Genomic DNA, 26594 nt, shown 5'->3' on the forward strand with positions numbered 1-26594 from the left:
GTCCCGTATTGTCATTCCCGTGACCACGGATACGCGAGCACTCGCCAGTGACCTTTCCCTGGCTGTCGTGCGCCTCACGCGTCACCTGCGTGGGCGTCGCGTCGACGCCCAGGTATCGCTGACCCAGCTGTCGGCTCTGGCCACCCTTGCCCGCGACGGCGCCATGACGCCGGGCAATCTCGCGGCTCGGGAGAAGGTGCAGCCGCCGTCGATGACCCGGGTCATCGCTTCGCTGGTCGAACTGGGGCTGGTCGAGCGGGCACCGCATCCCACCGACGGACGGCAGATCATCGTCACGCTGTCGGATGCCGGTCACGCCCTGATCGCCGACGAGACCCACGCCCGCGAGGCGTGGATGAACGAGCGGCTGTCCGGGCTCGACGAGGCTCAGCTGAAGACCCTCCGCGACGCAGTCGGCATCATCACGTCCATCGTCGCCGACTCGGAGTAGCCCGAAGGCTGCCTGCAGTCCCCACCCGTACAACGGCATTCGACTGCCCGCACCCCGAGGTGCAGGGAAACCCGTTGCCGGAGAACGTAGCCGACATCCGGAAAGATCTCTCCCCAGGGCCGGTCGATGGCGCGCGGGGCCCGGGAGCAAGATGGATGTGTGCCGCCCGAATCCGAGTCCACTGCCTCAGCCCAGCCGAAGACCGGCATGTTCGTCGCTCTCCGCACCCGGAACTACCGGCTGTGGGCGTCGGGGCAGATCGTCTCCCTCGTCGGAACCTGGATGCAGCGGGTGGCGCAGGACTGGCTCGTCCTGACGTTGTCGAACGGCAATGCACTCGCGGTCGGCATCGTGATGGCACTGCAGTTCGGTCCGACCCTGTTCCTGTCCGTGTGGGGCGGCGTGCTCGCCGACCGGTACGACAAGCGGCGCATCCTGATCGCGACGCAGGTGTCGATGGCCTTGTGCGCACTGGTGCTCGGGCTGTTGGACGTCGCCGGGCTGGTGGCCCTGTGGCACGTCTACCTCATCGCGTTTCTGCTCGGCTGCGCGTCGGCGATCGACGCGCCGGCGCGGCAGTCGTTCACCATCGAGATGGTCGGCAAGGAGTCGCTGCCCAATGCCATCGCCCTGAACTCCATGACGTTCAACACCGCTCGCATCATCGGTCCGGCGATCTCGGGTGTGCTGATCACCCTCATCGGCACGGGGTGGGTGTTCCTGCTCAACGTGGGCACGTTCACCGGTGTGCTGATCGCCCTGCTGATGATGAACGCCCGCGAACTGTTCACGGCGCCGCAGGCGGAACGCGGGAAAGGGCAGGTCCGCGAGGGTTTCCGTTACGTGTGGGGGCGCACCGACCTGCGGGTGCTGATGGTGGCGGTGTTCATGGTGTCGACGTTCGGGCTGAACTTCCCGATCAGTCTCGCCGTTCTCGCCCGCAACACGTTCGATCGCGGCGCGGACGCCTACGGACTGCTGTCGACGACTCTCGCCGTGGGCACACTCGCCGGCGCCACGATCGCCGCGAGACGCAAGACCCCGCCGCGGCTGCGCACCTTCCTCGGGGCCGCGGCCGCATTCGGGGCCTTCGAGATCCTGGTGGGACTCATGCCCACCTACGTGCTGGTCGCGATCATGCTCGTCCCGACCGGCGCGCTGACGCTGACGTTCACGACGGCGGCGATGAACATCCTGCAGATGTCCGTGCCGTCCGAGATGCGCGGCCGGGTGATGGGCATCTACATGCTCTGTTTCCTCGGCGGCACCCCGCTGGGCAGTCCCGTTCTGGGATGGCTGGCCGACGTCCTGGACCCCCGCGCCCCGCTCGTGATCGGAGGCGCGATCTCCCTGGTCAGCGGCATCGGCGCAGCGCTGTACCTGATGCGGCACCAACGAGTGCGACTGAAAGTACGCAGACCGGACGCCGGACGCTACCTCCCGGTGATCGAACTGCACAACGTTCTCGAACCACACCCCGTGGTGGTCTGCGACGCCACCGAGCAGGCCGTGGAAGCGAGCCGCGACCCGCGGCCCTGACGGCTGCCGGAACCGTTCAGACGCCGACCGCCGTCGCCACGGCCCGCCGGGTCAGCACTCTCGCGAGGTGGCTGCGGTACTCGGCGTCGGCGTTGCCGTCGGTGACCGGGTCGGTGCCCTCGGCGGCGTGCTCGGCCGCCGCCCGGATCAGCTCGGGATCGGCGGCATTGCCGACGAGCGCGTCCTCGACGCCGCGAGCCCGCACCGGCACGGCCCCCATGTTGGTCAGCGCCACCCGGGCCTGCCGGATGATGCCGCCGTCGACCTGGATCGTCGCGGCCACCCCCACAATCGACCACGCCTCCGCGACCGTGTTGAACTTCTCGTACCGCGCCTCCCAGCCGGTGTGCTTGGGGAACCGGACGTCCACGAGGATCTCGTCCGGGCGCAGCGTGGTGGTGTAGTAGCCCTCGAAGAAGTCCGCGACCGGGATGCTCCGCCTGCCCGCGGTACCCACGGCGGTCAGGGTGGCGTCGAGTGCCAGCGCGGGCGCGCACAGGTCACCGGCCGGATCGGCATGCGCCAGAGCACCACCCAGCGTGCCGCGGTGCCGGATCTGCGGATCGGCGACGGTGCGGGTGGCCTCGACGAGCAGCAGCGCGTGCTCGTGGACGAGCGGGTCGCGGATCACGTCGTAGTACGTGGTCATCGCACCGATCACGATGCTGTCCCCGTCGTCACGGACGCCGCGCAACTCACCGATCCGGCCCAGGTCGACGAGGGTGCTCGGCGAAGACAACCGCAGCCGTAGCACCGGCAGCAGGCTCTGACCGCCCGCGAGTATCTTGGCGTCCTCCCCGGCCTCGGCGAGCGCCGCCACCGCCTGTTCGACGGAGGTCGGGGACACGTAATCGAAGCTCGACGGAATCACTGGGCACCTCCCTGAGCGGTGCGGATGGCATGCCAGACCCGCATCGGCGTACACGGCATCTCGACGTCACGCACCCCGAACTGGCGGACGGCGTCGAGGACGGCATTGACGACGGCCGGGGTGGACGCGATCGTCCCCGCTTCACCGACGCCCTTGACGCCGAGCGGATTACCGGTGGCGGGAGTCTCGGTGCGACCCGTGGTGAACGTCGGCAGGTCCGCCGCCGACGGCACGTGATATTCGGCGAAGGAACCCGAGAGGAGGGTGCCCGACTCGTCGTACACCGCCTCCTCGTACAGGGCCTGCGCGATGCCCTGGGCGAGTCCGCCGTGCACCTGACCCTCCACGATCAGCGGGTTGACCACGTGCCCGATGTCGTCGACGCACACGTAGGAGCGGATGCCGACCTTCCCGGTCTCGGTGTCCACCTCCACCGCACACAGGTGCGTGCCGTGCGGGAAAGAGAAGTTCTCCGGGTCGTACGCGGCCTCGGAATCCAGATTCGGTTCCACACCCTCCGGCAGGTCGTGCGCGGCGAACACGGCGAGCGCGACATCGGCGATGCCGACAGCCTTCTCGGTGCCCTTCACCCGGAACCGGCCCTCGGTGAACTCGAGATCGTCCTCGGCGCACTCCATCAGGTGCGCCGCGATGGGCCTGGCCTTCGCGATCACCTTCTCGGCGGCCTTCACCACCGCGATCGCCCCGACCGCCAAAGACCGGGAACCGTACGTGTCCATGCCTCGCGGCGACGTCTGGGTGTCGCCGTGCAGCACCTCGACGTCCTCGAACGGAACCCCGAGCTGATCTGCGACCACCTGGCTCCACGCGGTCTCGTGCCCCTGGCCGTGCGCCGAGGAACCGGTGACCACCTCGACCTTGCCGGTGGGCAGCATCCGGATCGCCGCGTGTTCCCACCCGCCGGCCCCGTAGGCCAGGGCGCCGAGGGTGCGCGACGGCGCCAGACCGCACATCTCGGTGAACGTGGACACCCCGATGCCGAGTTGCACCGGGTCCTTCCGCTCGCGGCGCTCCGCCTGTTCGCGTCGGAGGCCGTCGTAGTCGAACAGCTCCCGCGCGTGCGCGGTGGCAGCCTCGTAGTTACCGGAGTCGTACGTCAGGCCCGCGACGGTGTCGAACGGGAACTCCTCGTGGGTGATCCAGTTCTTCGCCCGCAATTCCAGCGGATCCATCGACAACTCGGTCGCGAGTTCGTCCATCATCCGCTCGATCGCGAACGTCGCCTCCGGGCGCCCCGCCCCGCGGTACGCGTCGGTGGGCACCTTGTTGGTGAACACGTTGGTGCACGTGAAGTGATACGCCGGGAACTTGTAGATGCCGTTGAACATGAACGCGCCCAGGATCGGCACCCCTGAGGTGACCAGCCGCAGGTACGCGCCCATGTCGGCGAGCAGTTCGACCTTCATCCCGGTGACGGTGCCATCGCGGCGGGCGGCCAGTGTCAGTTTCTGGATCTGGTCGCGTCCGTGATGCGCCGCGACCATCGATTCACTTCGCGACTCGGTGTACTTGACGGGCTTGCCGAGTCGCCGCGCGACGAGCAGCGCGATGACTTCCTCCGGCGTCACCTGAAGCTTGCCGCCGAAACCGCCGCCGACGTCCGGGGCGACGACGCGCAGTTTGTGCTCCGGTATGTCGAGCGTCATCGCCAGCATCAGCCGCAGGATGTGGGGGATCTGCGTGGCCGACCACATGGTGATCTGGGCGCCGGTCGGGTCGACCACCACTGAGCGGGGTTCCATGAACGCCGGGATCAGCCGCTGCTGCCGGAAGGTGCGCTCGACGAGTACCTCGGCGTCACGGATGGCCTGCTCGACGTCGCCTCCGGTACCGGCCTCCGCGGAGTCGAACGTCCAGGTGGCGCTGACGTTCGTCCCGAGATCCGGGTGCACGAGGTCGGCGCCGTCGGTGGCCGCGGCCGCGAGATCGAGCACGACCGGCAGGTCGTCGTACTCGACGTCGATCGCCTCGAGTGCGTCGTGCGCCTCGTACGCGCTGCGCGCGACCACGACAGCGACCGCCTCGCCCGCGAAATTGACGGCGTCGACCGCGAGGGACGGCGCGGGCGGCGACTTCATGTCCGGTGTGATCGGCCAGGCACACGGCAGGCTGCCCTGCTCGCCGGCGAGATCGGCGCCGGTGAGGACCGCGACGACACCGGGCATCTCGCGGGCGGCGGAGGCGTCGACACCGGTGATGCGGGCGTGGGCGAACGGGCTGCGCAGGATCGCCAGGTGCTGCATGCCCGGCAGCACCAGGTTGTCGGTCCAACGGGTGCGGCCCGTGACCAGATGCTCGTCTTCCTTGCGCTTCCGGGCCTTCCCGATTTCCGGTTCCGCGGTGGCGGTCATCGCACGCCTCCCTGCGCGGTGTCGGTCTTCGGCGCATCCGCCGTCGTCGGTGTTTCGGTGGTGCCGCCGCCGCGCAACCGCTGCGCCGCGTCCTGCACCGCGCTGACGATGTTCTGGTACCCGGTACAGCGGCACAGGTTGCCTTCCAACCCCAGCCGCACCGTCCGCTCGTCCGGGTCGGGTTCCTCGGCGAGCAGGTCGAGAGTCTGCATGATCATGCCGGGAGTGCAGTAGCCGCACTGCAAGGCGTGATTGTCGCGGAACGCCTGCTGCACGGGGTGCAACGTCCCGCTCCGGGACAGGCCCTCGACGGTGAGGACGTCGCCGCCGTCGGCCTGCACGGCGAGCACCGAGCAGGACTTGACGCTGTGACCGTTCAGATGAACGGTGCACGCCCCGCAGTTTCCGGTGTCGCAACCGATCACGGTGCCGACCTTGCCGAGCCGGTCCCGAAGATAGTGGACGAGGAGCAGTCGCGGTTCCACCTCGTCCGTGTATGCCGTTCCGTCGACGGTGACAGTGATGCGCATTGCGCCTCCAAAGCCGGGAGCGTCAGGTGATACGTCCTACTCTGCGCCGACGGAGCGCGAACAACACCCGAAATCGTGGAACCGGTTCAGGATCGGTCACGTTCGGCGTGCGACCTCGAGCAGTTCCTGCAGTGTCGCGAGACTGTGGCCGGCGAGCAGACGATCGACGAACGGCAGGGCGGCCGCGATCCCGGACTGCACCGGCTCGTATCCGTCAGCGCCGGCGTGCGGATTCACCCATAGCACGGTGCGCGCGAGCCGGCGCAGCTGAGCCATCTGCTCCGCGAGCAGGGCCGGGTCACCGCGCTCCCAGCCGTCGGAGAAGATCACCACGACGGCGCCGCGCGCGACGCCGCGCCTTCCCCAGCGGTCCAGGAACGCGCGCAGCGTCTCGCCGAGGCGGGTGCCGCCCGCCCAGTCCGGCACGGCCCGGCCCGCGGCGGCGAGCGCCACTTCCGGGTCGCGGACCCGCAGCGCCCGGGAGAGCCGCGTCAGCCGAGTGCCCAGTGAGAACACCTCGGTGCCTGCGGGGTTTCCGCGGGCGACGACGTGCGCGAAGCGCAGCAGCGCATCGGCGTACGGGCTCATCGATCCGGACACGTCGATCAGCAGCACCATCCGGCGTGGCCGGGTGGCCTTGCGGTGGTGGCTCGGCCGCACCGGTTCGCCACCCGCCGCGAGCATGCCCCGCACGGTGCGCCGCGGGTCCACGGCGCCCCGGCGGGCCGGGCGCATCCGGATGGCCGGGCGGGTCGGGGGCCGCGGGCGCAGGGCGGCGATCAGTTCGGCGAGGTGCGCGCGCTCGGCCGCGGTGAGGTCGGCGATGTCCCGGTGGCGCAACACCTCGGTGTCGTCCGCGGCGACCCGCAGATGCGGCGCGTTCCCACCGGTGTCGCCGCCGTCCGTCGTGGTCAGCGCCGCTGTTGCGGCGTGGCGCGGCTGCTCCCCGGACCGCGGCGTGCGCGCCGGGACGGTACCGCCGAACCAGGCCGAGAACGCCGAGTCGTACCGCGGGATGTCGTCGGGACCGCGGCACAGCGTCGCGCGACCCGCCCAGTACACCTGACTCGGATCGCCCACATCCACCTGGCGGAGGGCCCGTGCGAACGCGGCGACGGCGTCCGACGCGACCGACAGTCCCGCCGCCGCGAGGGCGTGCGCGAACCCGGCGATGCCCACGAGCGGGTCACCGATGTCCGGGTTCGTGGACATGCCTCTCATCCCGCCAGGAGCCGGTCCAGTCCGGCACGGGCCACCCGTTCGAGGTCCTCGCGGTACTTGAGGACCGCGCCGAGCGTCGCGGCGGCGGTCTCCGCGTCCAGCACGTCCCGATCGAGTTCCCGGAGTGCGCGGGCCCAGTCCAGCGACTCGGCCACCCCCGGCGGCTTGAGCAGTTCCATCTCGCGCAGGGAGTGGACGGCCCGGGCGACCTGGCCGGCGAGTTCGGCCCCGATGCCGGGGATGCGGCGGCGCAGGATCGCGACCTCCCGCGCCAGATCGGGGTGTTCGAGCCAGTGGTAGAGGCAGCGGCGTTTGAGGGCGTCGTGCACCTCGCGGGTGCGGTTGGAGGTGAGCACCACCAGCGGTGGTGTCGCCGCCCGCACCTCGCCCAGTTCGGGGATGGTGACGGCATTCTCGTCGAGCACCTGCAGCAGGAATGCCTCGAACTCGTCGTCGGCGCGGTCGATCTCGTCGACGAGCAGCACGCACGGGGCTTCGGTGAGCGCCCGCAGCAAGGGGCGCGCCAGCAGGAACCGCTCGGTGTACAGCGAACGTTCGACCGTGTCGGCCTCGAGCGTGCCGTCGCTCGCCGCCTCCAGCGTCCGCAGGTGCAGCAACTGCCGCGGGAAGTCCCAGTCGTACAGGGCCTGCGCGGCGTCGATGCCCTCATGGCATTGCAGGCGGATCAGCGGCAGACCGAACGCCTCCGACAACGCGGCCGCGAGCGACGTCTTGCCGGTGCCGGGTTCGCCCTCGCAGAACAGCGGACGTCCCATACGTATGGCGAGGAACGCGGCCATCGCGACGCCGTCGTCGGCGAGGTAGCCGGTGGCGTCGAGCGCCCGCGCCAGTTCCGCAGGCGAACCGACCGTCGGCGTGGAATCACTCACGCCCGCGAGCCTAGGTGAGTGCCCGCCCCCGGACACGCGACTCGGACAACCCCGCCGGCGGTCAACCGTCCGGCTCCACCCTGCCGCGGTCCTCGCTCAACCGCCGGAACATCGCGGCGGCGCCGAACCTCGCGGCCGCCCGTTCGACGAGTCCCGGCGCGATCTGCGCCAGCGCGAGCAGCGGGCGGATCGGCGCTCCGCTCTCGACGATCTCGGGCCGGTCACGCTGGATCGCCCGGATCACGGCGGCGGCGACCTTGTCGGTGCTGGTCTCGCCCGTGATCCGGCCGGCCCTGATTCCGCGTTCCGTCATCCGCTGGTACATGCCGTCGCCCGCGATGAATCCGGGGCACACGACGGAGAAACCGACGGGCGAGCCCGCGTACTCCGCGCGCAGCGACTGGGTGAGACCGATCAGCCCGGCCTTCGTCCGGCGTACGGCGCGCAGTACGCCGGACCGATCTTCGCGGCCAGCGACGAGATGAACACCACGTGACCACGACCGCGGCCCAGCATCCCGGGCACCACTCGGCGCGTGAGAAGCAGTGGCGCGGTGAGATTCACGTCGACCATCGCGGTGAGCTCGCCGGGGTCGAGTCGGGTGAAGGCCGAGACGTTCTCCACGCCGGCGTTGTTCACCAGCAGGTCGAGGGGGCCGACCGCCGTCTCGGCGCGTTCGATCAGCGAATCGAGCTGATCGAGTCGGTTCAGGTCCGCGGCCACGGCCTCGGCGCGCACACCCAACGCACGCAGTTCTCCGACGACTTCCGCGAGTCGGTCCTCACGCCGGCCGGACACCGCGACGGCGACGCCCTCCCGCGCGAGGGACCGGGCGACGACGCGGCCGAGACCGCCGGAGGCGCCGGTCACCAGAGCCGTGCGTCCCTGCAGTTGCTTCATTCCTCCGAGCTTTCGCGCTCGGTGGAGGGGAGTCAACGCTGTGACGCCCCGCATACGGCACGATGGACCGGTGGTACACGTCATCGACATAACAGATCCGGCCGACACCAGGCTGGACGACTTCCGCGATCTCAATTCCTCGGACCGGCGTCCCGACCTTCCCGAGGGCAAGGGCCTTGTGATCGCGGAGGGCGTGCTGGTGGCGCAGCGCCTGCTCACGTCCCGGTTCGACCCGATCGCGCTGCTCGGCGTCGACCGGCGGCTGGAGGAACTCACGGACGACCTCGCAGACGTGGACGTGCCGTTCTACCGGACGACGGCGGATGTCATGGCCGAGGTCGTCGGGTTCCACCTCAACCGGGGGGTGCTCGCGGCGGCGCGCCGCCCCGCGCCGCTCGACCTGCCGGACGTGCTCGAGCACGCCCGGACGGTCGCAGTGCTCGAGGGCGTCAACGATCACGAGAACCTGGGTTCGATGTTCCGCAACGCGGCGGGCCTCGGCGTCGACGCCGTGGTGTTCGGCAAGGGCTGCGCCGACCCGCTGTACCGCCGGGCGGTCCGGGTGTCGATGGGGCACGTTCTCCGGGTCCCGTTCGCGCACGTCACGAAGTGGCCGCATGACCTGGACGCCCTGCGGGAGCGGGGTTTCCAGCTGATCTCGTTGACCCCGAACCCCGAGGCGGTGACGCTCGCCGAGGCGATGACGGGGGAGAAGGTGGCGTTGCTGCTGGGTGCGGAAGGCCCCGGCCTCACCGAACACGCCATGCGGGCCACGGACATTCGTGCCCGCATCCCGATGGCACCCGGAACGGACTCGCTCAATGTCGCGACGGCGGCGGCGATGGCGTTCTACGAGCGCGTCCGCACGGGTCGGTGAGAATGCTGCACCCTCATTCCCCGTATCCGCAGCCGACGGGAACACCGTGGTTCACGGGACTTCTCGTGGCGGGGTTCGCCGCAGCCGTTGTGGCGGTCGCGATCATGGCCTTCGGCTCGCAGCTCGCCCGGATCAACCTCGTCCTGGCGGTGGTCCTCGAACTCGTCGTGGTCACCGGGGTCGCGCCGTCGGTGTGGCGGCTGCGCCGGACGCCGGTCTGGCGGTGGCTGGTCTACGGGGCTGCGACCGGAGTTGTCGCCGGCTGGACGGCGCTGCTCGTCGGTGCCGCCTGACTGCGCCTGACTCCGGCCGGAGTGGTCAGAAACCGAAGTAACGGCGGAGGAGTCCGCCTTTCCGGGCCGGCGGCGGAGCAGGCGTGGCCACCGGGCCGGGGACGGGTGCGGGGGCAGGTTGTTCCACCTCGGCTTGTTCCACCTCGGCGGGAGGCTCGATTTCGGGACCCTCGCCGGCCGGGTGAACGGTGAAGCCGAGCACGGTGAGCGTCTTCGGGTCGATCTCGGTGCCCTCGGGGGCGCCCGTGTACCGGAAGCCCAGCCATTCCCGGTTGGCGCCCTCGGCGAACTGCTGCGGGTGGAACGGCAGCGACTGCGGGTCGGGCAGGACACCCGCCGGATGTTTCAGCGGAAAGTCGCCCGCCCAGAACGGCCTCTCCCACACCAGGGGGAGGCCGAGGTCCTCGTGGATGTGGACCGGTGTCGCGCTGAACGATCGAGTCAGGTGCCCGTCCTCCCACATCGCGAACGAGCCCCACGCGATGTCGGGCTTGGACGCCACGTAGTACGTCTTCGCGAATTCGGTGGGCCGGACGCGTGTTTCGGGCAGCGTCGACGGTCGGGGGACGGCCAGATCGGGCCCGCACACGACGGTGACGCCGGGGTAGGAACCGATGTGCACGGTCCCGGCGGCGTCGAGCCGTGCGGCCTCGGCCAGCGGAACCGGGCCGGTGGGGGTGGCCACCAGGTCGGGATAGAGACGAGAGGCGAGCTGCTGCGCCGCGCCCGGATCAGGCTCCGGGTGGCCGCGCAGCACAGCCGCAGGGTCGGGGACTTCGACGTACCAGATCGTTGATACCTTGGCCCCCACGGTCATCCCTCTCTTCCGGTGTCTTCCTGAAAGAGTACGACCCCGACCGTGTTTCCGGCCTGCTCACCGCGCAGACGGTCAGCGTCCGCTGCTGCGGACACCGAGCAGGACGTCGTCCCAGGACGGGAGGGCGGGTTTGCCGCGCTTGTCCTTGTTGTTCGTCTGGTGCGGGGCGATCTTGGGTGCGGCGGGTTCCTCGGACGGGGCGGGCTCGTCCTCGGGTTCCTCGGTGACGTCGGCCTCGATGATCTCCTCGGGCTCGATCGTCGGCACCTCCACCTCGGTGGGGAACTCGGCGAGTTCGAGTTGCTCCGGCTCGTCGGACGCCACCGGCGCCAATCCGCGGAGCGGACGGCCGAAGTCGGGATCGATCAGGTCGAACGCGGTGTCGTCGAGCGCGACGATGGTGCCACCGTGCGCGTCCGGCTGGTACCGCCAGTGCGCCGCGTTGGTGGTCCGACCGGCCTGCCACTGCAGCTGGGCGACCCAGTGATTGTCCTCGTCGCGCCACGCGTCCCACGTGGCGTCGTCGATGTTGTGTCCCCGAGCACGGAACGCCTGCGTGACGATCTCGGCGAGAGTGGGAACGGCGGGGCCGTTGTCGCGGACCGGGTGTCCGCCCTGCGCCATCTCGGCCGCACGGGAACGTTCGAGCAGGACCGGATAGGCGAACCGCTCCACCTTCGCCAGGGGGATACCGGCCTCGTCGGCCACCTGTTCGACGGAGGCGCCGGCACGGATGCGGGCCTGGATTTCGCGGGGCCTGAGCTGACTGTCCATTTCGATCTCAATCTGGCCGAGTCGAGCGATGTCCCCGCGGGATGCGGCGCGGAGTTTGTCATCGGCGGGAAGCCGGAATTTTTCGCCGGTACTGGCATCTGCGCACACGACGTGCGATCCATCTGGCTCGAGACCGATCACTCGAAGCTCTCGCACGTTGACCTCCTTATCGCGCCGGCTCGCGACTTTGCACCTGGGCAACTGTAATTCATTCGTGACAGCCCGCGCGGCAGGACACGCGCGGGTAAATCCCGTCCCGGCGTCGCGTGCGCGTTACGCTTCCTCGTTTCGTGATCGGTCCTTCCTGCGGGGTGTGCGCTGCCTCGTGCGGGTGGCCTCGACCGGGTCGATCGCGGGTGCAGACCAGTGTTCGGCCAGCTCGAGGCTGGGTTCGCGGCCCGACGCGACGTGCCGGTACGCGATCTCGGCGGCGCGGTCGGCGTCGCCCGCCGCGATCGCGTCGTACAACTCGGCGTGCTCGTCACATTGCTGTCCGGGATCGCGTTCCTTGGTGAGGTGGAACAACCACTGCACGCGCGTCGCGAGCGGTTGCAGCATCGACTGCAGCAGGGGACTGCCGGACATCTCCACGATGACGGCGTGGAATGCGGCGTTCGCGGCGGCGATGGCGGGCTTGTCGTCGCGCGCTGTGGCCGAACGCGCCGCGGTGAGTTGGTCGCGCAGTGCCGTGAGATGGGAGTCGTCCGCTCGCTGCGCGGCGAGCCGGGCCGCGAGCACCTCGAGGCTTTCGCGGACGTCGAAGAGGTCGCGGACCTCGTCGACGCCGAACGGGGCGACGATCGCTCCGCGCCGCGGGACGATCACGACGAGTCCGTCGGTCTGGAGCTGTTGCAGGGCCTCGCGCAGCGGGATCCGGGACACCTGCAGTTCCGCGGCGAGGTCGCGTTCGATCAGGCGCTGGCCCGGCGCGAGCTGCAGGTTGACGATGCGCCTGCGCAGTTCTTCGTACGCGGTCTCGCGCAGTGACTTCGGCGCCGACGCGTCGGTTGCACCGTTCACCCGGTCTCCTGTCGTCGTGGTGGCCACGTCCGCCACCGTAGAACGCACCCATGCGCCGCCCTCGGGTGGATGCGGGTCCTTACGTCTGTGTAACACGGCGGAAATGCCGCGCCTCCAAGATTCAAATAACGGTATACCGCTAACTGTGGCGGTTCCTGAGTCAAGGAGTCCAGCGCGTGAACACGACCCTCTCCGCCCGAGCCCGAACCCTCGTCCCCGCGCTGTGCGCGGCCGCGGCTCTCGCGGCGACCCTGACGGCCTGTGGGTCGTCGGACGCAGGCACCGCCTCCGGTGACACCCTCCGCGTCGGAGTGTTCTTCCCCGGCTCCGTCTCCGACACGGGCTTCATGGAATCGGGATACCTCGGCTACCAACGTCTCGAGGAAACCCTCGGTGACCGGGTGGAACTGAGCTACGTCGAGCAGGTCGCCGCCGCCGACTACCAGCAGGCCCTGGTGCGGTTCGCGACCGCGAACGACCTCGTCGTGTCGCTCGGCGGTCAGACGGACGCCGACGTCCGCAAGGTCGCACCCCAGTTCCCCGACGTGAAGTTCGTCGAGATCGGCGGACCCGCCGACGCGTCCCCGCTGCCGAACCTCGCCTACTACGACCCGCAGCAGGCGGAGGCCGAGTTCCTCAGCGGAGCGGTCGCGGCGACGGCGTCCGAGACCCCGTCCGTGTCGTTCGTCGGCGGCGTCGAACTGCCCGCCATCGTGAACGCCGCGAAGGCCTTCGGTAACGGCGCCGAGTTCGCGCGGCCCGGCACCCAGGTGCTCACCCCGCAGTACCTGGGCGACTTCAACGACCCGGCCAAGGCGAAGCAGGCCGCGCTCGCCAACTACGGCGCCGGCGCAGGCGCGGTGGGGCAGATCGTGAACCTCGGCAAGTCCGGGCTGGAACAGGCCGCCGCGCAGTCGGGCGCGCTGATGGTGGGCGGCCCGATTCCCGGCGACTGCTCGAACCCCGCCTACGTCGGCTACGTGCACACCGACATCGGCAAGGAAGTGGAGTACGCCGTCCAGTCCACCCTGGACGGAACGTGGGAGGCCGAGAACGTGGCGTTCGGCCTGACGTCACCGAACGGCGGCACCGACTTCCTGCTCTGCAGCGCCGACCCCGCCGTCGCCGACGCACTCGGCAAGGCGAAGACCGCCCTGGCCACCGGTGCCGTCGAGCCCTACCGAGCGGGCTGACATGAGCACACCAGCACTGCAACTCACCGGAATCGGGAAGAGCTTCGGCGACGTCCTGGCCCTCCGCGGTGTCGACCTGTCGGTGCAACCCGGCACGGTGCACTGCATCCTCGGGGAGAACGGTGCCGGGAAGTCGACGCTCTGCAACGTGGTGTACGGCGGTCTGCGGCCGGACACCGGAACGATGACCCTGGCCGGTCGCCGATACGCGCCCGGTTCGCCCGCGGCCGCGATGGCGGACGGCGTGGCGATGGTGCACCAGCACTTCAGTCTCATCGGCACGATGACCGTCGCCGAGAACCTGCTGCTCACCGGACGGGGACTGCGACTGCGCCGCGCGGAACTGCGGACCCGCCTCGATCGACTCGCCGACGACTATCACCTGAGGATCGACCCGGACGCGCTGGTCTCCGCCATGCCGATCGGTGCGCGGCAGAAGGTCGAGATCGTGAAGGCCCTGCTCACCGACCCCGCGTTGATCCTGCTGGACGAGCCGACCGGGGTACTCGACCCCGGCGAGATCGACGCCCTGATCGAGACGTGCCAGGCCGTCGCGGCGGCGGGCAAGGCCGTCGTCCTCGTCACCCACAAACTCGGTGAGGTGGCCCGCGTCGCGGACGCCGCGACCGTATTGCGCGGGGGTGAGGTGGCAGGCGGGGGCCGCATGTCGGAGCTGACGATCCCCCAGCTGACGACGGCGATGGTCGGAAGACCGGTGTCCGAACTCGGTCCGGTGCTCGCCGCGGGAGTCGGCGCGGAGAGCGACGGCGGCGCGATGCCCGAGCGGCGGGCGACCGGCCCCGTCGTCCTCGGGCTCCGCGGCGTCCGCGCCACCCGGGCGGACGGCAGCGTCGCCCTGTCCGGCGTGGGGCTCGACGTGCGGGCCGGTGAGATCGTCGGGATCGCGGGCGTCGAGGGGAACGGGCAGAGCGAACTGGTCGCCGTGCTCTCCGGTGCCACCCGACCCGAGTCCGGCACGGTCACGCTCGGCGACGCCGACATCACGTCGGCGTCCCCGGCCCAACGCACCCGGCTCGGTCTCGGGCTGGTGCCGGAAGACCGCCACCGGGAGGCGATGGTGGCGGAACTGTCCCTGTCGGAGAACCTCTTCCTCGGCCGCCTGCACCGCTTCCGCAGGATGGGTCTGCTCGACCGCCGCCGGATGGATGCCGCGGCCCGCGACCTGATCGAGCAGTTCTCGGTACGGACACCCGGACCGGGAACCTCCATGGGTGCGTTATCGGGAGGCAATCAGCAGAAGGTCGTCCTCGCCCGCGAACTGTCGACGGAGAACCTGCAGTGTCTGGTCGCGGCGCAACCCACCCGCGGACTCGACATCGGGGCGGTCGAATTCGTTCTGAACCAACTCCGCGGCTGCGCGTCCGCGGGAAACGGAGTCCTGGTCGTGTCCAGCGAGATCCCCGAACTGCTCGCGCTCTGCGACCGCATCTTCGTCAGCTACCGCGGGGCCCTGCTCGGGCCCGTCGACACTGCGTCGGCCACTGCGGGGCAGCGCATCGGTGAACTGATGACGGGAACGGCGGCATGACTCGACGTCGAATCTGGGTGCATCACCCACTTCCGGTGGCAATCGCCGCGATCGCGGTCGCGGGACTCGTCGGACTGCTCCTCGCCGCGGCCGCGGGTGCCACCGTGCCCGAGACCGTCGAGGCGCTGTCCGAGGGGGTGTTCGGCAGCAGCTACGCGATCGGAGTCTCGCTCAACACTGCCGCGGTGCTGGCTCTCGTCGCGGCCGGGTTCACCGTCGCACACAGGGCCGGACTGGTGAACGTCGGTGGCGAGGGCCAGCTGTGCGTCGGGGGCATCGCCGCGACCGCGGTCGGCACCGCTCTCGGGGAGGACACCCCCGCCCCGATCGCCGTCACCGCGGTACTCCTCGCCGCGGCCGGCGCCGGGTGGGCATGGGCCGCGATCGCCGCGTACCTGCGGGTCCGCCGGGGCACGAGCGAGATCATCACGACGCTGCTGCTGAACTTCGTCGGCCTCGCGCTGGTGCTGCTGATGGTGCACGAGCCCAGCCTCCTCCGCCAGCCCGTCACGTCGTCGGAGACACTGCCGCAGTCCGCGCCGCTGATCGAAACCGCGCACCTGCCGTTGCTGGGGATCGAGCGTTCGCCGGGGACGATCGCGCTGTGGATCGCCGTGGTCGCGGTGCTGATCGTCGGCGTGATCCTGCGCCGGACGGCGGTCGGCGTGCGACTGCGCTCCGTCGGCCTGAACCCGGACGCGTCGGCGCGGCTGGGACTGCCGGTCGGAGGGCTGCGATTTCTCAGCCTGTCCTCGGCAGGCGCGTTCTCCGGGCTCGCGGGCGGGATCCTCGTCGCGACGGCGCCGTTCGTGCTCGTCGAAGGATTCTCCTCCGGCTACGGGTTCTCCGGTCTGGTCGTCGGACTCCTGGCGCGCGGTTCCATGCTCGCCGTCGGCGCCGTGTCGCTACTGCTCGGCTTCCTCGTGTCCGGTGGAATCAATCTTCAACTCGCAGCCGGTGTTCCGGCCTCGACCGTGTCGATCGTGGAATCGCTCATGATCATCCTGATCGCGGGAGCGGTGCTGTGGACCGCGACCGGCGGGAGATCGAGATCCGCGGCCGCGACGACGGCGAAGACCCACGACGTCCCCGACCTGGCTGGAGCGAAGCAATGATGAACACGGTGTCGGACATCGCCGTCAGCGGCGTGGGATTCGCACTCCCGATCCTGGTGGCCGCGAGCGGGGAACTGGTGAGCGAGCGGGCAGGCGTACTGAACCTCAGCCTCGAGGGCATGATGCTGACCGGGGCGTTCGCCAGCGTGCTCGGCGCCGTCGCCACCGGATCCGCGGTGGGCGGTCTCGCGGCCGGACTGGCGGCCGGGGTGCTGTTCGGACTGCTGCAGGCACTGCTGAGCGTCACGCTGCGGGCCGACCAGATCGTGGTGGGCATCGCGAGCAACGCCCTCGCGCTCGGTGCCACCACCTACGGCGCCCGGCTGCTGCTCGCGGACGGCAAGGGGCAGAATGCCCCAGGTTTCGCGGCACTCGAGATCCCGCTGCTGCACCGGATCCCGATCCTCGGACCGGCTCTCTTCTCCCAGACGGCTCTCGGCTACTTCTGCTTCGCGGTGGTCGGGCTGTTGGTCGTCACGCTGTCGCGCCGGACGCGGGCAGGTCTCGTCGTCGACGCGGTCGGGGAGGACGCGAAGTCGGCCGACTGGAGTGGACTGCCGGTGCGGAAGATCCGCTACCTGTGCGTGCTCGTCGCGGGACTGACGGCGGGATTGGCCGGCGCGCAGCTCGCGCTTTCCGAGGTGCGGTCGTTCAGCGACAACATGACCGCCGGAATCGGGTACCTGGCCGTCGTGGCCGTGATCGCGGGCAGGTGGCGCGCGCTCGGCGTGATCTGGGCGTCCGTGTTCTTCGGGATCGCGCAGGCGCTCCAGTTCGCGTTGCCCGCGCTCGGTGTCAGCGTCCCGTTCGCCCTGCTCGTCATGCTGCCCTACGTGATCGCGATCGTCGCGGTCAGTGGATTCATCCGCAACAGCCGCTCACCCGCAAACCTGACCGTCGCGTTCGCGCGCGCGTCCTGATCGATCTCAGCGAGGAAACCCTTGTGACACTGATCCTTTCCCATTCCGACGTGGCCGGCCTCATCGACCGCGCCGAGGTGTTCGCCGCTGTGGAACGGGCGCACGCCGACCTGGCCGCCGGGACGGCGTCCGCACCCGCCCCACCCGCCATGACCCTGCAGTCCGCGGCCTTCGTCCCGATGGTCGCGGCGGCTCAGTCGGCCGGCGCGGCCGCGGTGAAGATGCTCGTCGATCTTCCCGGCAACGCCGCCCGCGGTCTGCCCGTCCAACGCTCGGCCGTGCTCGTGACGTCCGCGGACACCGGCGAGTGCGAGGCCCTGCTCGACGGCCGCCTGATCACCGCCGTGCGCACCGCCGCCGCCAGCGCCGTGGCCACGAAACACCTCGCCCGCCGAGGCAGCCGGGTGCTGGGATTGGTGGGCGCCGGGACCCTCGCCGTCGAACACGCCCAGGCGATCACCCGGGTGTCGGACGTCGAGACGGTGCTGGTGTGGTCGCGCTCGGACGCGACGGTCGAGGAATTCCGCAGCCGAACAGAGGATCTCGGAATCTCGGTCAAGCCGATGGACTCGCCCGAGGCGGTCACCCGGTCTTCCGACGTCCTCTGCACACTCACGCCGTCGAGGGACCCGATCGTGCGGGGAGCCTGGTTCGGCGAAGGCTTGCACGTCAACGCCGTCGGTGCGCCCCCGCGCGCGGACCACCGGGAGATCGACGGCGAGGGCATGCGGCGTGCCCGGGTGGTCGTCGACTCGGTGGCCACCACCATGACCAAATCGGGGGAGACGCTGCTGGCGCTCGCCGAGGGAGCGATCACCGAGGACGACGTCGCGGTGGAGCTGGGCGACGTGATCGCGGGCCGCACCGTCGCCCGCACCTCCGATCGGGACATCACGCTGTACAACTCCGTCGGGATCGGCCTCCAGGACCTCGCCGCGGCGCGCATACTGATCGACAGAGCCCGGGAACGGGGCGTCGGAACAGAAGTGGATCTGAGTCGATGAGCCAGAGCGATGTCGACGACGCGGACCTTGCGCACCTGCGGCGAGCCATCGAACTCGCCGACGAGACGGGCGACGCGGGCAACAGACCGTTCGGTGCGGTGGCGGTCGGGGCCGACGGTCACGTGATCAGCGAGGGCGCCAACTCCGTCGCGACGTCCGCCGACGTCACCGAGCACGCGGAACTCGACGCGATCACCACCGCCTGCGGTGAGGGACGCACCGGCGACCTCGTCGGCGCCACCATGTATGCCAGCGGTGAGCCGTGCCCGATGTGCAGCGCGGCGATGGTGTGGGCCGGCATCACGCGGGTGGTCTACGCGGCGTCGTCCGCGGACTTCTCCCGGATACTCCCGGACGGTCCCCGGTTCACGCTGGGCTGCTCCGACGTGCTCGAATCCGCGAGCGTCGAGATCGAGGTCAGCGGACCGCATCTCGGCGACGAGGCGCTCGCACCGTTCCACCGTTTCCTCGACACGGACTGACCCCCGAACGCCGTCAGCCCCCGGCACCGAGGTGCCGGAGGCTGACGGACGTGGGTGCCGGGACTCAGCCGAGCTGCGAGACGACCCAGTCGATGCTCTTCGTGAGCTGCGAGACGTCCTCGGGATCGATCGCCGGGAACATTCCGACACGCAGCTGGTTGCGGCCCAGCTTGCGGTACGGCTCCGTGTCGACGACGCCGTTGGCGCGCAGGATCTTCGCCACCTGAGCCGCGTCGATCTTGTCGTCGAAGTCGATGGTGCCGACCACCTGCGAGCGGTGAGCGGGATCGGTGACGAACGGGGTGGCGTAGTCGCTGGCCTCGGCCCACTGGTACAGGCGCGAGGACGAATCGGCGGTACGCGAGGTGGCCCAGTCGAGGCCACCCTTTCCGTTCAGCCAGTCGATCTGGTTGGCGAGCAGCAGCAGCGTCGCGACCGCCGGGGTGTTGTACGTCTGGTCCTTGGAGCTGTTGTCCACGGCGATGGGCAGCGACAGGAAGTCGGGGGTCCAGCGACCCGAATCCTTGATCTCCGCGACGCGCTCGAGCGCCTTCGGGCTCATCAGCGCGATCCACAGTCCGCCGTCGGCGGCGAAGCACTTCTGCGGTGCGAAGTAGTACACGTCGGCGTCGGCGACGTTCACCGGCAGTCCGCCGGCGCCGGACGTGGCGTCGATGGCGATGAGCGCATTCTCCGAGCCCGCGGGACGCGAGACGGGGATCGCGACACCGGTGGACGTTTCGTTGTGCGCCCAGCCGATGAGGTCGACGGACGGATCCGAGACCGGCTCGGGCGCACTGCCCGGGTCGGCGGAGACGACGATCGGGTCGCCGATGAACGGGTTGTTCTTCGCGACCGACGCGAACTTGGAGCTGAACTCACCGTTCGTGAGGTGCAGCGACTTCTCCCGGATCAGGCCGAACGCGGCCGCATCCCAGAACGCGGTGGTGCCGCCGTTGCCGAGCACCACCTCGTAGCCCTCGGGCAGGGAGAACAGATCGGCGAGGCCGGACCGCACGCTGGCGACGACGTCCTTGACAGGCTTCTGGCGGTGGCTGGTGCCGAACACCGAGGAGCCCACCTCGACCAGCGACTGCAGCTGTTCGGGCCGAACCTTCGACGGTCCGCAGCCGAAACGTCCGTCGGCGGGCAGGAGGTCTGCGGGGATGATCGGTGTGGAGGTCATCGCTACTTTCTGTTCCTTACTGGTTCTGGCGGGGGAGACGGTCAGCTGGTGTGGGCGATCTGGTCCCAGCCCTCGACGGATTCGGGGGTGCGGGGTGCGGGTCCGGTGTAGATGGCGGCGGGGCGGACGAGCTTGCCGAGGCGCTTCTGCTCGAGGATGTGGGCGCACCAGCCGGCGGTGCGGCCGCAGGTGAACATCGCGGGCATCATGTGCGCGGGGACCTCGGCGAAGTCGAGGATGACCGCGGCCCAGAATTCGACGTTGGTTTCGATGGCCCGGTCGGGGCGGCGTTCACGCAGTTCGGCGAGGGCGGCCTGCTCGAGGGCGGCGGCGGCCTCGTAGCGGGGGGCGTTCAGGCGTTTGGCGGTGGCGCGGAGCACCCGGGCGCGGGGGTCTTCGGCGCGGTAGACGCGGTGCCCGAAGCCCATCAGCTTTTCCTTGCGGTCGAGGATGCCCTTGACCAGGGCGCGGGCGTCGCCGGACTTTTCGGTGTCCTCGATCATCGGCAGGACGCGGGCGGGGGCGCCGCCGTGCAGGGGGCCGGACATCGCGCCGATCGCCCCGGACAGGGAGGCGGCGACGTCGGCGCCGGTGGAGGCGATGACGCGGGCGGTGAAGGTGGAGGCGTTCATGCCGTGTTCGGCGGCGGAGACCCAGTAGGCGTCGATGGCGGCGACGTGGGCGGGGTCGGGGTCGCCTTTCCAGCGGACCATGAACCGTTCGGTGACGGTCTTGGCCTCGTCGATGCGTTTCTGCGGGACGGCGGGCTGGTAGATGCCGCGGGCGGACTGGGCGACGTAGGACAGGGCCATGACGGAGGCGCGGGCGAGTTGTTCGCGGGCGGTGTCGTCGTCGATGTCGAGGAGGGGCTGGTATCCCCAGATGGGGGCGAGCATGGCGAGGCCGGCCTGGACGTCGACGCGGACGTCGCCGGTGTGCACGGGCAGCGGGAACGGTTCGGCAGGGGGTAGTCCGGGGCCGAAGCGGCCGTCGACGAGCAGGGCCCACACGTTGCCGAACGTGACGTGCTTGGAGACGAGTTCTTCGATGTCGACGCCGCGGTAGCGCAGGGCGCCGCCGTCCTTGTCGGGTTCGGCGATGTCGCTGGTGAACGCGACCACGCCTTCCAGTCCGCTGACGAAATCGTCCGGTATTGCCGCGCTAGCTGACATAGCTCGTGGACTCTCCTCGTTCGAGTGCCCCCGGTCAGAGCGGCACTGTCTCGGCGTTCGACAATTGCGCTCGGCGTGCATGCGGGATGGGCAGGCACCTTCGTCCGCGCAATCGACTTCCCTTCCCCGGGCATCGCACGATCGCGGCTGCAATCCGAGGGGACGGGTTCGGTCCCCAAAACTTTAGCCGGTGTCACCGGAGAGTTGATCAGTGCATACCCGGGAGTAGCGTTCTCGGCTGTGTCTCCAGATGCAGAACAGCCGAAACCGGTGAACAAGAACCTCGCGGCCATGCGCGTCGGTTACGCACACCAGGGCGCTGACGGACGGTACGTCGACTCCGATCTGGACGCCGACCAGCTGAGCGACGGCTGGCTTCCCCTGATGCGCCTGTGGCTCGAGGACGCCGTGGAGGCCGGGGTTCCCGAACCCAACGCGATGACACTCGGAACCGTCGACGAGCACGGACATCCGTGCACCCGCACCGTCCTCTGCAAGGGATTGAGTGCCGACGGTGTGCTGTTCTTCACCAACTACGACTCGGACAAGGGCCGCCAGCTGGAGGCGGTGCCCTACGCGTCGGTGACGTTCACCTGGGTGCCCGTCGCCCGGCAGATCACCGTCCGCGGTCCAGTCGAGCGCGTGAGCGCCGAGGTCACGGACGAGTACTGGCACAGCAGGCCCCGCGGATCCCGGCTGGGGGCGTGGGCCTCCGAGCAGTCGAAGCCGATCGGTTCGCGGGCCGAACTGGACGCCGCGCTGCTGCACGCGGCGGAGCGTTTCCCCGTCGACGTCGACATCCCGGTCCGGCCGGACTGGGGGGGAATCCTGATCCGCCCCACGGTCGTGGAGTTCTGGCAGGGCCGCGCCAACCGGATGCACAACCGAATCCGGACGTCGCTGGTCGACGGCTCGTGGACGGTGGAGCGACTGCAGCCGTGACGGCCTGGGAATAGTGAGCATGGGAAACGAGCTAAGGGAAGAATGACCGAGACCGTCACCGAGAAGAAGAAGCGGCGGCTGCTCGCCGACACGGCGCCGCTGCAGAACCGGGACTACCGCCGCCTGTGGGCGGCCGGGATCGTGACGGTGATCGGCGGGCAGCTCAGTGTCGTCGCCGTGCCGCAGCAGGTGTACGAGATCACCCGCAGCTCGGCGTACGTGGGTCTGACCGGTGTCTTCGCGCTGGTACCGCTGATCGTGTTCGGGTTGTGGGGCGGCGCGCTGGCCGACGTCATGGACCGGCGGAAACTGCTGACGATCACCACCGTCGGACTCGGTGTGACGTCCGTGCTGTTCTGGGTGCAGGCGGCGCTGGGCCTGGACAACGTGTGGCTGGTGCTCGGACTGCTGGGGTTGCAACAGGCGTTCTTCGCGGTCAACCAGCCCACCCGCAGTGCGATCATCCCGCGGCTCATCCCCGCGGAACAGCTGGCCGCCGCCAACTCGCTCAACATGACGGTCATGCAGTTCGGCGCCATCGCCGGACCGCTGCTCGCCGGCGTGATGATTCCGACGGTCGGGCTGTCGACGCTGTATCTCGTCGATTCGATCGCCCTGCTGGCCACGCTGTGGGCGGTGCTCCGGCTGCCTGCCATTCCGCCGACGGGGGAGTCGCGCCGGGCCGGGCTGCGGGAGGTGTTCGACGGGTTCGCCTACCTCGCGACGCAGAAGGTCCTGCTCGCGTCGTTCGTCGTCGACATCATCGCCATGGTGTTCGGCATGCCGCGGGCATTGTTCCCGCAGATCGCGCACGACACGTTCGGCGACCCGGCATCGGGCGGTGTGGCGCTCGGACTGCTGTTCGCGGCGATGTCCTTCGGCGCGGTGGCCGGTGGGGTGTTCTCCGGTTGGCTGCCGAGGGTCCGGCGCCAGGGCCTCGCCGTGATCGTGTGCATCGTGTTGTGGGGTCTCGCGATGGTCGGCTTCGGCGTCGTGGTGGGGCTCGCGTCGCCCGGCGACAGTCCGGTCCTGTTGTGGATCGCTCTCGCGTTCCTCGCATTCGGTGGTGCCGTCGACATGGTCTCCGCCGCGTTCCGCAGCACCATGCTCCAGCAGGTCGCCACGGACGAGATGCGCGGACGACTCCAGGGCGTCTTCATCGTCGTCGTGGCCGGGGGCCCACGGATCGGTGACGTCGTGCACGGCGCGGCCGCGGCGGCGGTCGGGACGAGTGTGGCGGCCGCGGGCGGCGGCGTCCTCGTCGTCGTCGGTGTGGTGATCGCCGCGCTCGCGTTCCCGGCACTGGTGCGGTACAAGGTCACCCGCTAGGTTCCTGTGCGCCATCACATATCTCGTGCCCATCTCGGGCACACTGAAGTGCATGGGTGAACCGCAGTCTTCGAAGACGGACAGGCCTGCCACGGCCGGATTCGAGATCCGGGGAGGCGGCTACCGGGCCGGTATCGCGGCCACCGGCGCCGGACTACGGCTACTCGAATGGGACGGTCCGGACGGGCCGATGGCGCTCACCGAGACGTGGGACATCGGAACCCGGCCACCGTTGTCGGCGGGGTTGATCCTCGCCCCGTGGCCCAACCGGATCCGCGACGGCCAGTTCGTCTTCGACGGCATCGACCATCAGCTCGAGATCACGGAACCGACATTCGGCAATGCCAGTCACGGATTCGTCCGACGCCGGGACTGGCGTGTCGTGAATCACGCCGACGACCGCATCGAGTTGTCGATCGACGTCGGCCTGCACAAGGGGTGGCCGTACCCGCTGCGGCTCACCGTTGCCTACGTCGTGGGCGACGACGGCCTGACCGTGACGCACACCGCCACCAACACGGGAGCCATCCCGGCACCGTTCGGGATGGGCTTCCACTCCTACGTCCGCGCCGGCGACTTCCCGCTCGACGAGTGCACGCTGCGACTGTCCGCCGGCACCCGGCTGCCTCTCGACGAGCGCATGCTGCCGAGTGGGGGTTCGCAGCCCGTGGCAGGCACCGAATACGACTTCACCAGCCCGCGCACGTTGGCGGGCGTTGCGCTCGACACCCCGTTCAGTGCACTGGACGTCGACGCGGACGGCAGGTCGCGGCACGAATTGCGGGCGCCGGACGGCACCGGAACGATCCTGTGGGCGGCTCGTGAGTTCGGCTGGCTGCAGGCGTTCGTCGCGGATCCGGACGCCGGGAAGTCGTACCCGGGCCGCGGGCGGGCGCTGGCGCTCGAACCGATGACGTGCCCGCCGGACGCGTTCAACTCCGGGATCGATCAGTTGGTGCTCGCTCCGGGGCAGCAGTGGACGGGTGTGTGGGGCATGTCCGCGGTGGCGTAGCGGTTCAACTTTCGAGCATCGAGTGCCCACTTGGTGAGACGGTGTAACACCGGTCGCGGTCCGGCCGATACGTCGGGCGGGGGTTCTTCTGTCGCGGCTGCGGCGCTTTGTGTCACCCTCTGTTCTTCCCTCACCGCGTCGCGCATCGCGGTGTGCGTTCTCCGCAGTCTTCGGTATCTGTGCAGGTAACGCGGCCAGTCCAGTCTCGGGCAACTGGCCCTCACCGATTCCACTCCCGTGCCGTGCGGGCAAATCGGACACTCGCCGATCCCGTTCGGCGACCCTTCCCGGTGGTCGCCGCGCATCCCGCGGCGGACCCGGATCGCGGGCTCTGAGCGGACCCGCCTTCGGCACGCAGGCCAGAGTGGGACTAGTTTCTACCTGAATGAAGTTGTTACTCATTGGTTTGAGCTTGAGAGGGATGCTTCGTGCCTGACAATGACACAAAGCCCACGCTTACCTACCCTGGTGGTGAGCACACGATGTCCATTGCCAGGGCAACCGAGGGCAATGACGGTATCGAACTGGGCAAGCTGCTCGCCAGCACCGGGTACACCACCCTGGACCCGGGTTTCGTCAATACCGCCTCCACCAGCTCCGCGATCACCTACATCGACGGTGAGCACGGGATTCTCCGCTACCGCGGGTACCCGATCGAACAGCTGGCCGGGAAGTCGACCTTCATCGAGGTCAGCTATCTGCTGATCTACGGTGAGCTGCCCACCACGGCGCAGCTCGAGTCGTTCACCGACCGGATCCGGCGCCACACACTGCTGCACGAGGACCTCAAGAGGTTCTTCGACGGATTCCCGCGGAACGCACACCCGATGCCGGTCCTGTCCAGCGCCGTCAACGCGCTGTCCGCGTACTACCAGGACTCCCTGGACCCGGCCGACCCGGAACAGGTCGAGCTGTCGACCATCCGACTTCTCGCGAAGCTGCCGACCATCGCGGCCTACGCGTACAAGAAGTCCGTCGGGCAGCCGTTCCTGTACCCGGACAACTCCCTGAACCTGGTCGAGAACTTCCTCCGGATGACGTTCGGCTTCCCCGCGGAGCCCTACGAGATCGATCCCGAGATCGCCAAGGCTCTCGACATGCTGCTGATCCTGCACGCCGACCACGAGCAGAACTGCTCGACGTCGACGGTGCGGCTGGTCGGCTCGTCCGACGCCAACCTGTTCACCTCGATCTCCGGTGGCATCAACGCACTCTGGGGCCCGCTGCACGGCGGCGCCAACCAGGCCGTGCTGGAGATGCTCGACGAGATCAAGGCCAGCGGCAGCAACGCGGACGACTTCGTCCGCAAGGTCAAGAACAAGGAAGACGGTGTGAAGCTCATGGGCTTCGGGCACCGCGTCTACCGCAACTACGACCCGCGCGCGGCGATCGTCAAGCAGACGGCACACACCATCCTCGAGAAGCTCGGCGGCGACGACGAGCTGCTCGACATCGCGATGGCGCTCGAAGAGGCGGCGCTCACCGACGACTACTTCGTCGAGCGCAAGCTGTACCCGAACGTCGACTTCTACACGGGTCTGATCTACCGCGCGATGGGTTTCCCCACGCGCATGTTCACCGTTCTGTTCGCCATGGGCCGCTTGCCCGGGTGGATTGCACACTGGCGCGAGATGCACGAAGATCCCGCTACGAAGATCGGCCGTCCGCGCCAGATCTACACCGGTTACACCGAGCGTGACTACAAGGACGTCACAGGTCGCTGATCGCGAATTCCTGTGCCGAACCATAGAGGCCTCACCGAGGAGGACATATGACCAAGCCCGAGATCGAGTTCCAAGACGGACCTGCCCCGACCGACCTGGTCATCAAGGACGTGGTGGTCGGAGAGGGCGCCGAGGCCGTACCCGGGGGCACCGTCGAGGTGCACTACGTCGGCGTCGAGTTCGAGTCCGGCGAGGAGTTCGACTCTTCCTGGAGCCGCGGCGAGTCCATCCAGTTCCCGCTGCGCGGCCTCATCAAGGGCTGGCAGGACGGCATCCCCGGCATGAAGGTGGGCGGACGTCGTCAGCTCACGATCCCGCCGGAGCTGGCCTACGGTCCCGCCGGCGCCGGACATCAGCTGTCCGGTAAGACGCTGGTCTTCATGATCGACCTGCTGGACGTGAAGGAATAGT

General features: G+C 69.4%; 25 protein-coding genes and 1 pseudogene. 15 read left to right on the plus strand and 11 right to left on the minus strand.

Features of this window, described 5'->3' with window-relative positions:
- Positions 1 to 19: 19 nt before the first annotated feature.
- Complete coding sequence (locus ACLIVD_RS06710; protein ID WP_005244136.1) at positions 20 to 451, plus strand: Rv0880 family HTH-type transcriptional regulator; 432 nt, start codon at positions 20 to 22, stop codon at positions 449 to 451.
- Positions 452 to 658: 207 nt separating this feature from the next.
- The gene (locus ACLIVD_RS06715; RefSeq protein ID WP_491932857.1) at positions 659 to 1990 is read left to right on the plus strand and encodes an MFS transporter; all 1332 of its coding nucleotides are present in this window, start codon (positions 659 to 661) and stop codon (positions 1988 to 1990) included.
- Between the two features lie 16 nt (positions 1991 to 2006).
- Here the strand turns inward: ACLIVD_RS06715 and ACLIVD_RS06720 are convergent, their stop codons facing one another.
- The 6 genes and pseudogenes from ACLIVD_RS06720 to ACLIVD_RS06745 form a co-directional block, all read right to left on the minus strand.
- Positions 2007 to 2861, minus strand: a complete 855-nt coding sequence (locus ACLIVD_RS06720; protein WP_283351504.1) for an FAD binding domain-containing protein — start codon at positions 2859 to 2861, stop codon at positions 2007 to 2009.
- On the minus strand, positions 2858 to 5233 hold the full coding sequence (locus ACLIVD_RS06725; RefSeq protein WP_283330736.1) for a xanthine dehydrogenase family protein molybdopterin-binding subunit: 2376 nt from the start codon (positions 5231 to 5233) through the stop codon (positions 2858 to 2860). The genes ACLIVD_RS06720 and ACLIVD_RS06725 overlap by 4 nt, the downstream gene beginning before the upstream one ends.
- Positions 5230 to 5763 (minus strand): (2Fe-2S)-binding protein, encoded by a 534-nt coding sequence (locus tag ACLIVD_RS06730; protein WP_105414307.1) that lies wholly within the window; start codon positions 5761 to 5763, stop codon positions 5230 to 5232. The genes ACLIVD_RS06725 and ACLIVD_RS06730 overlap by 4 nt, the downstream gene beginning before the upstream one ends.
- 96 nt (positions 5764 to 5859) lie before the next feature.
- Positions 5860 to 6984, minus strand: a complete 1125-nt coding sequence (locus tag ACLIVD_RS06735) for a vWA domain-containing protein (protein ID WP_491932149.1) — start codon at positions 6982 to 6984, stop codon at positions 5860 to 5862.
- The gene (locus tag ACLIVD_RS06740; RefSeq protein WP_283330738.1) at positions 6981 to 7874 is read right to left on the minus strand and encodes an AAA family ATPase; all 894 of its coding nucleotides are present in this window, start codon (positions 7872 to 7874) and stop codon (positions 6981 to 6983) included. Before ACLIVD_RS06740 ends, ACLIVD_RS06735 begins: the two co-directional genes overlap by 4 nt.
- A 61-nt stretch (positions 7875 to 7935) precedes the next feature.
- Positions 7936 to 8774 (minus strand): annotated as a pseudogene (locus tag ACLIVD_RS06745) (SDR family NAD(P)-dependent oxidoreductase).
- A 70-nt stretch (positions 8775 to 8844) separates the two neighbouring features.
- Here ACLIVD_RS06745 and ACLIVD_RS06750 point away from each other — a divergent pair.
- Together ACLIVD_RS06750 and ACLIVD_RS06755 are read left to right on the plus strand one after the other, a co-directional pair.
- A complete protein-coding gene (locus tag ACLIVD_RS06750) occupies positions 8845 to 9651 on the plus strand; it encodes a TrmH family RNA methyltransferase (protein ID WP_317571023.1) in 807 nt (268 codons plus the stop codon).
- Between the two features lie 2 nt (positions 9652 to 9653).
- Entirely contained in the window at positions 9654 to 9944 is a 291-nt protein-coding gene (locus tag ACLIVD_RS06755; protein ID WP_491932150.1) for a DUF2537 domain-containing protein, read from the plus strand.
- Positions 9945 to 9969: 25 nt separating this feature from the next.
- Here the strand turns inward: ACLIVD_RS06755 and ACLIVD_RS06760 are convergent, their stop codons facing one another.
- The 3 genes from ACLIVD_RS06760 to ACLIVD_RS06770 all read right to left on the minus strand — a co-directional run bounded on the left by ACLIVD_RS06760 (position 9970) and on the right by ACLIVD_RS06770 (position 12555).
- On the minus strand, positions 9970 to 10761 hold the full coding sequence (locus ACLIVD_RS06760) for a DUF6928 family protein (protein ID WP_317571024.1): 792 nt from the start codon (positions 10759 to 10761) through the stop codon (positions 9970 to 9972).
- A 72-nt stretch (positions 10762 to 10833) separates the two neighbouring features.
- Positions 10834 to 11691 (minus strand): septation protein SepH, encoded by an 858-nt coding sequence (gene sepH / locus ACLIVD_RS06765; RefSeq protein ID WP_009478031.1) that lies wholly within the window; start codon positions 11689 to 11691, stop codon positions 10834 to 10836.
- A gap of 117 nt (positions 11692 to 11808) precedes the next feature.
- Positions 11809 to 12555, minus strand: a complete 747-nt coding sequence (locus ACLIVD_RS06770) for a GntR family transcriptional regulator (RefSeq protein ID WP_317571038.1) — start codon at positions 12553 to 12555, stop codon at positions 11809 to 11811.
- A gap of 176 nt (positions 12556 to 12731) precedes the next feature.
- On the opposite strand from ACLIVD_RS06770, the gene ACLIVD_RS06775 reads away from it, so the two are divergent.
- The 6 genes from ACLIVD_RS06775 to ACLIVD_RS06800 are packed head-to-tail and all read left to right on the plus strand — an operon-like array spanning position 12732 to position 18818.
- Complete coding sequence (locus ACLIVD_RS06775) at positions 12732 to 13748, plus strand: BMP family protein (protein WP_317571025.1); 1017 nt, start codon at positions 12732 to 12734, stop codon at positions 13746 to 13748.
- Between the two features lies 1 nt (position 13749).
- The gene (locus ACLIVD_RS06780) at positions 13750 to 15297 is read left to right on the plus strand and encodes an ABC transporter ATP-binding protein (RefSeq protein WP_491932151.1); all 1548 of its coding nucleotides are present in this window, start codon (positions 13750 to 13752) and stop codon (positions 15295 to 15297) included.
- On the plus strand, positions 15294 to 16412 hold the full coding sequence (locus ACLIVD_RS06785) for an ABC transporter permease (protein ID WP_491932152.1): 1119 nt from the start codon (positions 15294 to 15296) through the stop codon (positions 16410 to 16412). Before ACLIVD_RS06780 ends, ACLIVD_RS06785 begins: the two co-directional genes overlap by 4 nt.
- Positions 16409 to 17332 carry an ABC transporter permease gene (locus ACLIVD_RS06790; protein WP_491932153.1) on the plus strand — a complete coding sequence of 308 codons (924 nt, stop codon included), beginning with the start codon at positions 16409 to 16411 and terminating at the stop codon, positions 17330 to 17332. The genes ACLIVD_RS06785 and ACLIVD_RS06790 overlap by 4 nt, the downstream gene beginning before the upstream one ends.
- A gap of 23 nt (positions 17333 to 17355) precedes the next feature.
- A complete protein-coding gene (locus ACLIVD_RS06795) occupies positions 17356 to 18336 on the plus strand; it encodes an ornithine cyclodeaminase family protein (protein ID WP_283330747.1) in 981 nt (326 codons plus the stop codon).
- Positions 18333 to 18818: a nucleoside deaminase gene (locus ACLIVD_RS06800; RefSeq protein ID WP_280778597.1), complete on the plus strand. Its 486-nt coding sequence runs from the start codon at positions 18333 to 18335 to the stop codon at positions 18816 to 18818. The genes ACLIVD_RS06795 and ACLIVD_RS06800 overlap by 4 nt, the downstream gene beginning before the upstream one ends.
- A gap of 64 nt (positions 18819 to 18882) precedes the next feature.
- Here the strand turns inward: ACLIVD_RS06800 and serC are convergent, their stop codons facing one another.
- Positions 18883 to 20004 carry a phosphoserine transaminase gene (gene serC, locus ACLIVD_RS06805; protein ID WP_280778596.1) on the minus strand — a complete coding sequence of 374 codons (1122 nt, stop codon included), beginning with the start codon at positions 20002 to 20004 and terminating at the stop codon, positions 18883 to 18885.
- A 41-nt stretch (positions 20005 to 20045) separates the two neighbouring features.
- Positions 20046 to 21176 (minus strand): citrate synthase 2, encoded by a 1131-nt coding sequence (locus ACLIVD_RS06810; protein WP_280778595.1) that lies wholly within the window; start codon positions 21174 to 21176, stop codon positions 20046 to 20048.
- A gap of 270 nt (positions 21177 to 21446) precedes the next feature.
- Between ACLIVD_RS06810 and pdxH the strand changes: the two genes are divergently transcribed.
- From pdxH to ACLIVD_RS06835, 5 genes are all read left to right on the plus strand, one after another.
- The gene (pdxH, locus tag ACLIVD_RS06815; RefSeq protein WP_477954227.1) at positions 21447 to 22118 is read left to right on the plus strand and encodes a pyridoxamine 5'-phosphate oxidase; all 672 of its coding nucleotides are present in this window, start codon (positions 21447 to 21449) and stop codon (positions 22116 to 22118) included.
- 42 nt (positions 22119 to 22160) lie between these two features.
- Positions 22161 to 23447 carry an MFS transporter gene (locus ACLIVD_RS06820; RefSeq protein ID WP_283330749.1) on the plus strand — a complete coding sequence of 429 codons (1287 nt, stop codon included), beginning with the start codon at positions 22161 to 22163 and terminating at the stop codon, positions 23445 to 23447.
- Between the two features lie 52 nt (positions 23448 to 23499).
- Complete coding sequence (locus tag ACLIVD_RS06825; RefSeq protein ID WP_280778593.1) at positions 23500 to 24459, plus strand: aldose 1-epimerase family protein; 960 nt, start codon at positions 23500 to 23502, stop codon at positions 24457 to 24459.
- Positions 24460 to 24887: 428 nt separating this feature from the next.
- Positions 24888 to 26183: a citrate synthase gene (locus tag ACLIVD_RS06830; RefSeq protein WP_005244092.1), complete on the plus strand. Its 1296-nt coding sequence runs from the start codon at positions 24888 to 24890 to the stop codon at positions 26181 to 26183.
- 47 nt (positions 26184 to 26230) lie between these two features.
- Positions 26231 to 26593 (plus strand): FKBP-type peptidyl-prolyl cis-trans isomerase, encoded by a 363-nt coding sequence (locus tag ACLIVD_RS06835; RefSeq protein WP_280778592.1) that lies wholly within the window; start codon positions 26231 to 26233, stop codon positions 26591 to 26593.
- Position 26594 lies beyond the last annotated feature (1 nt).

This window comes from Rhodococcus sp. G6(2025), assembly GCF_058628105.1.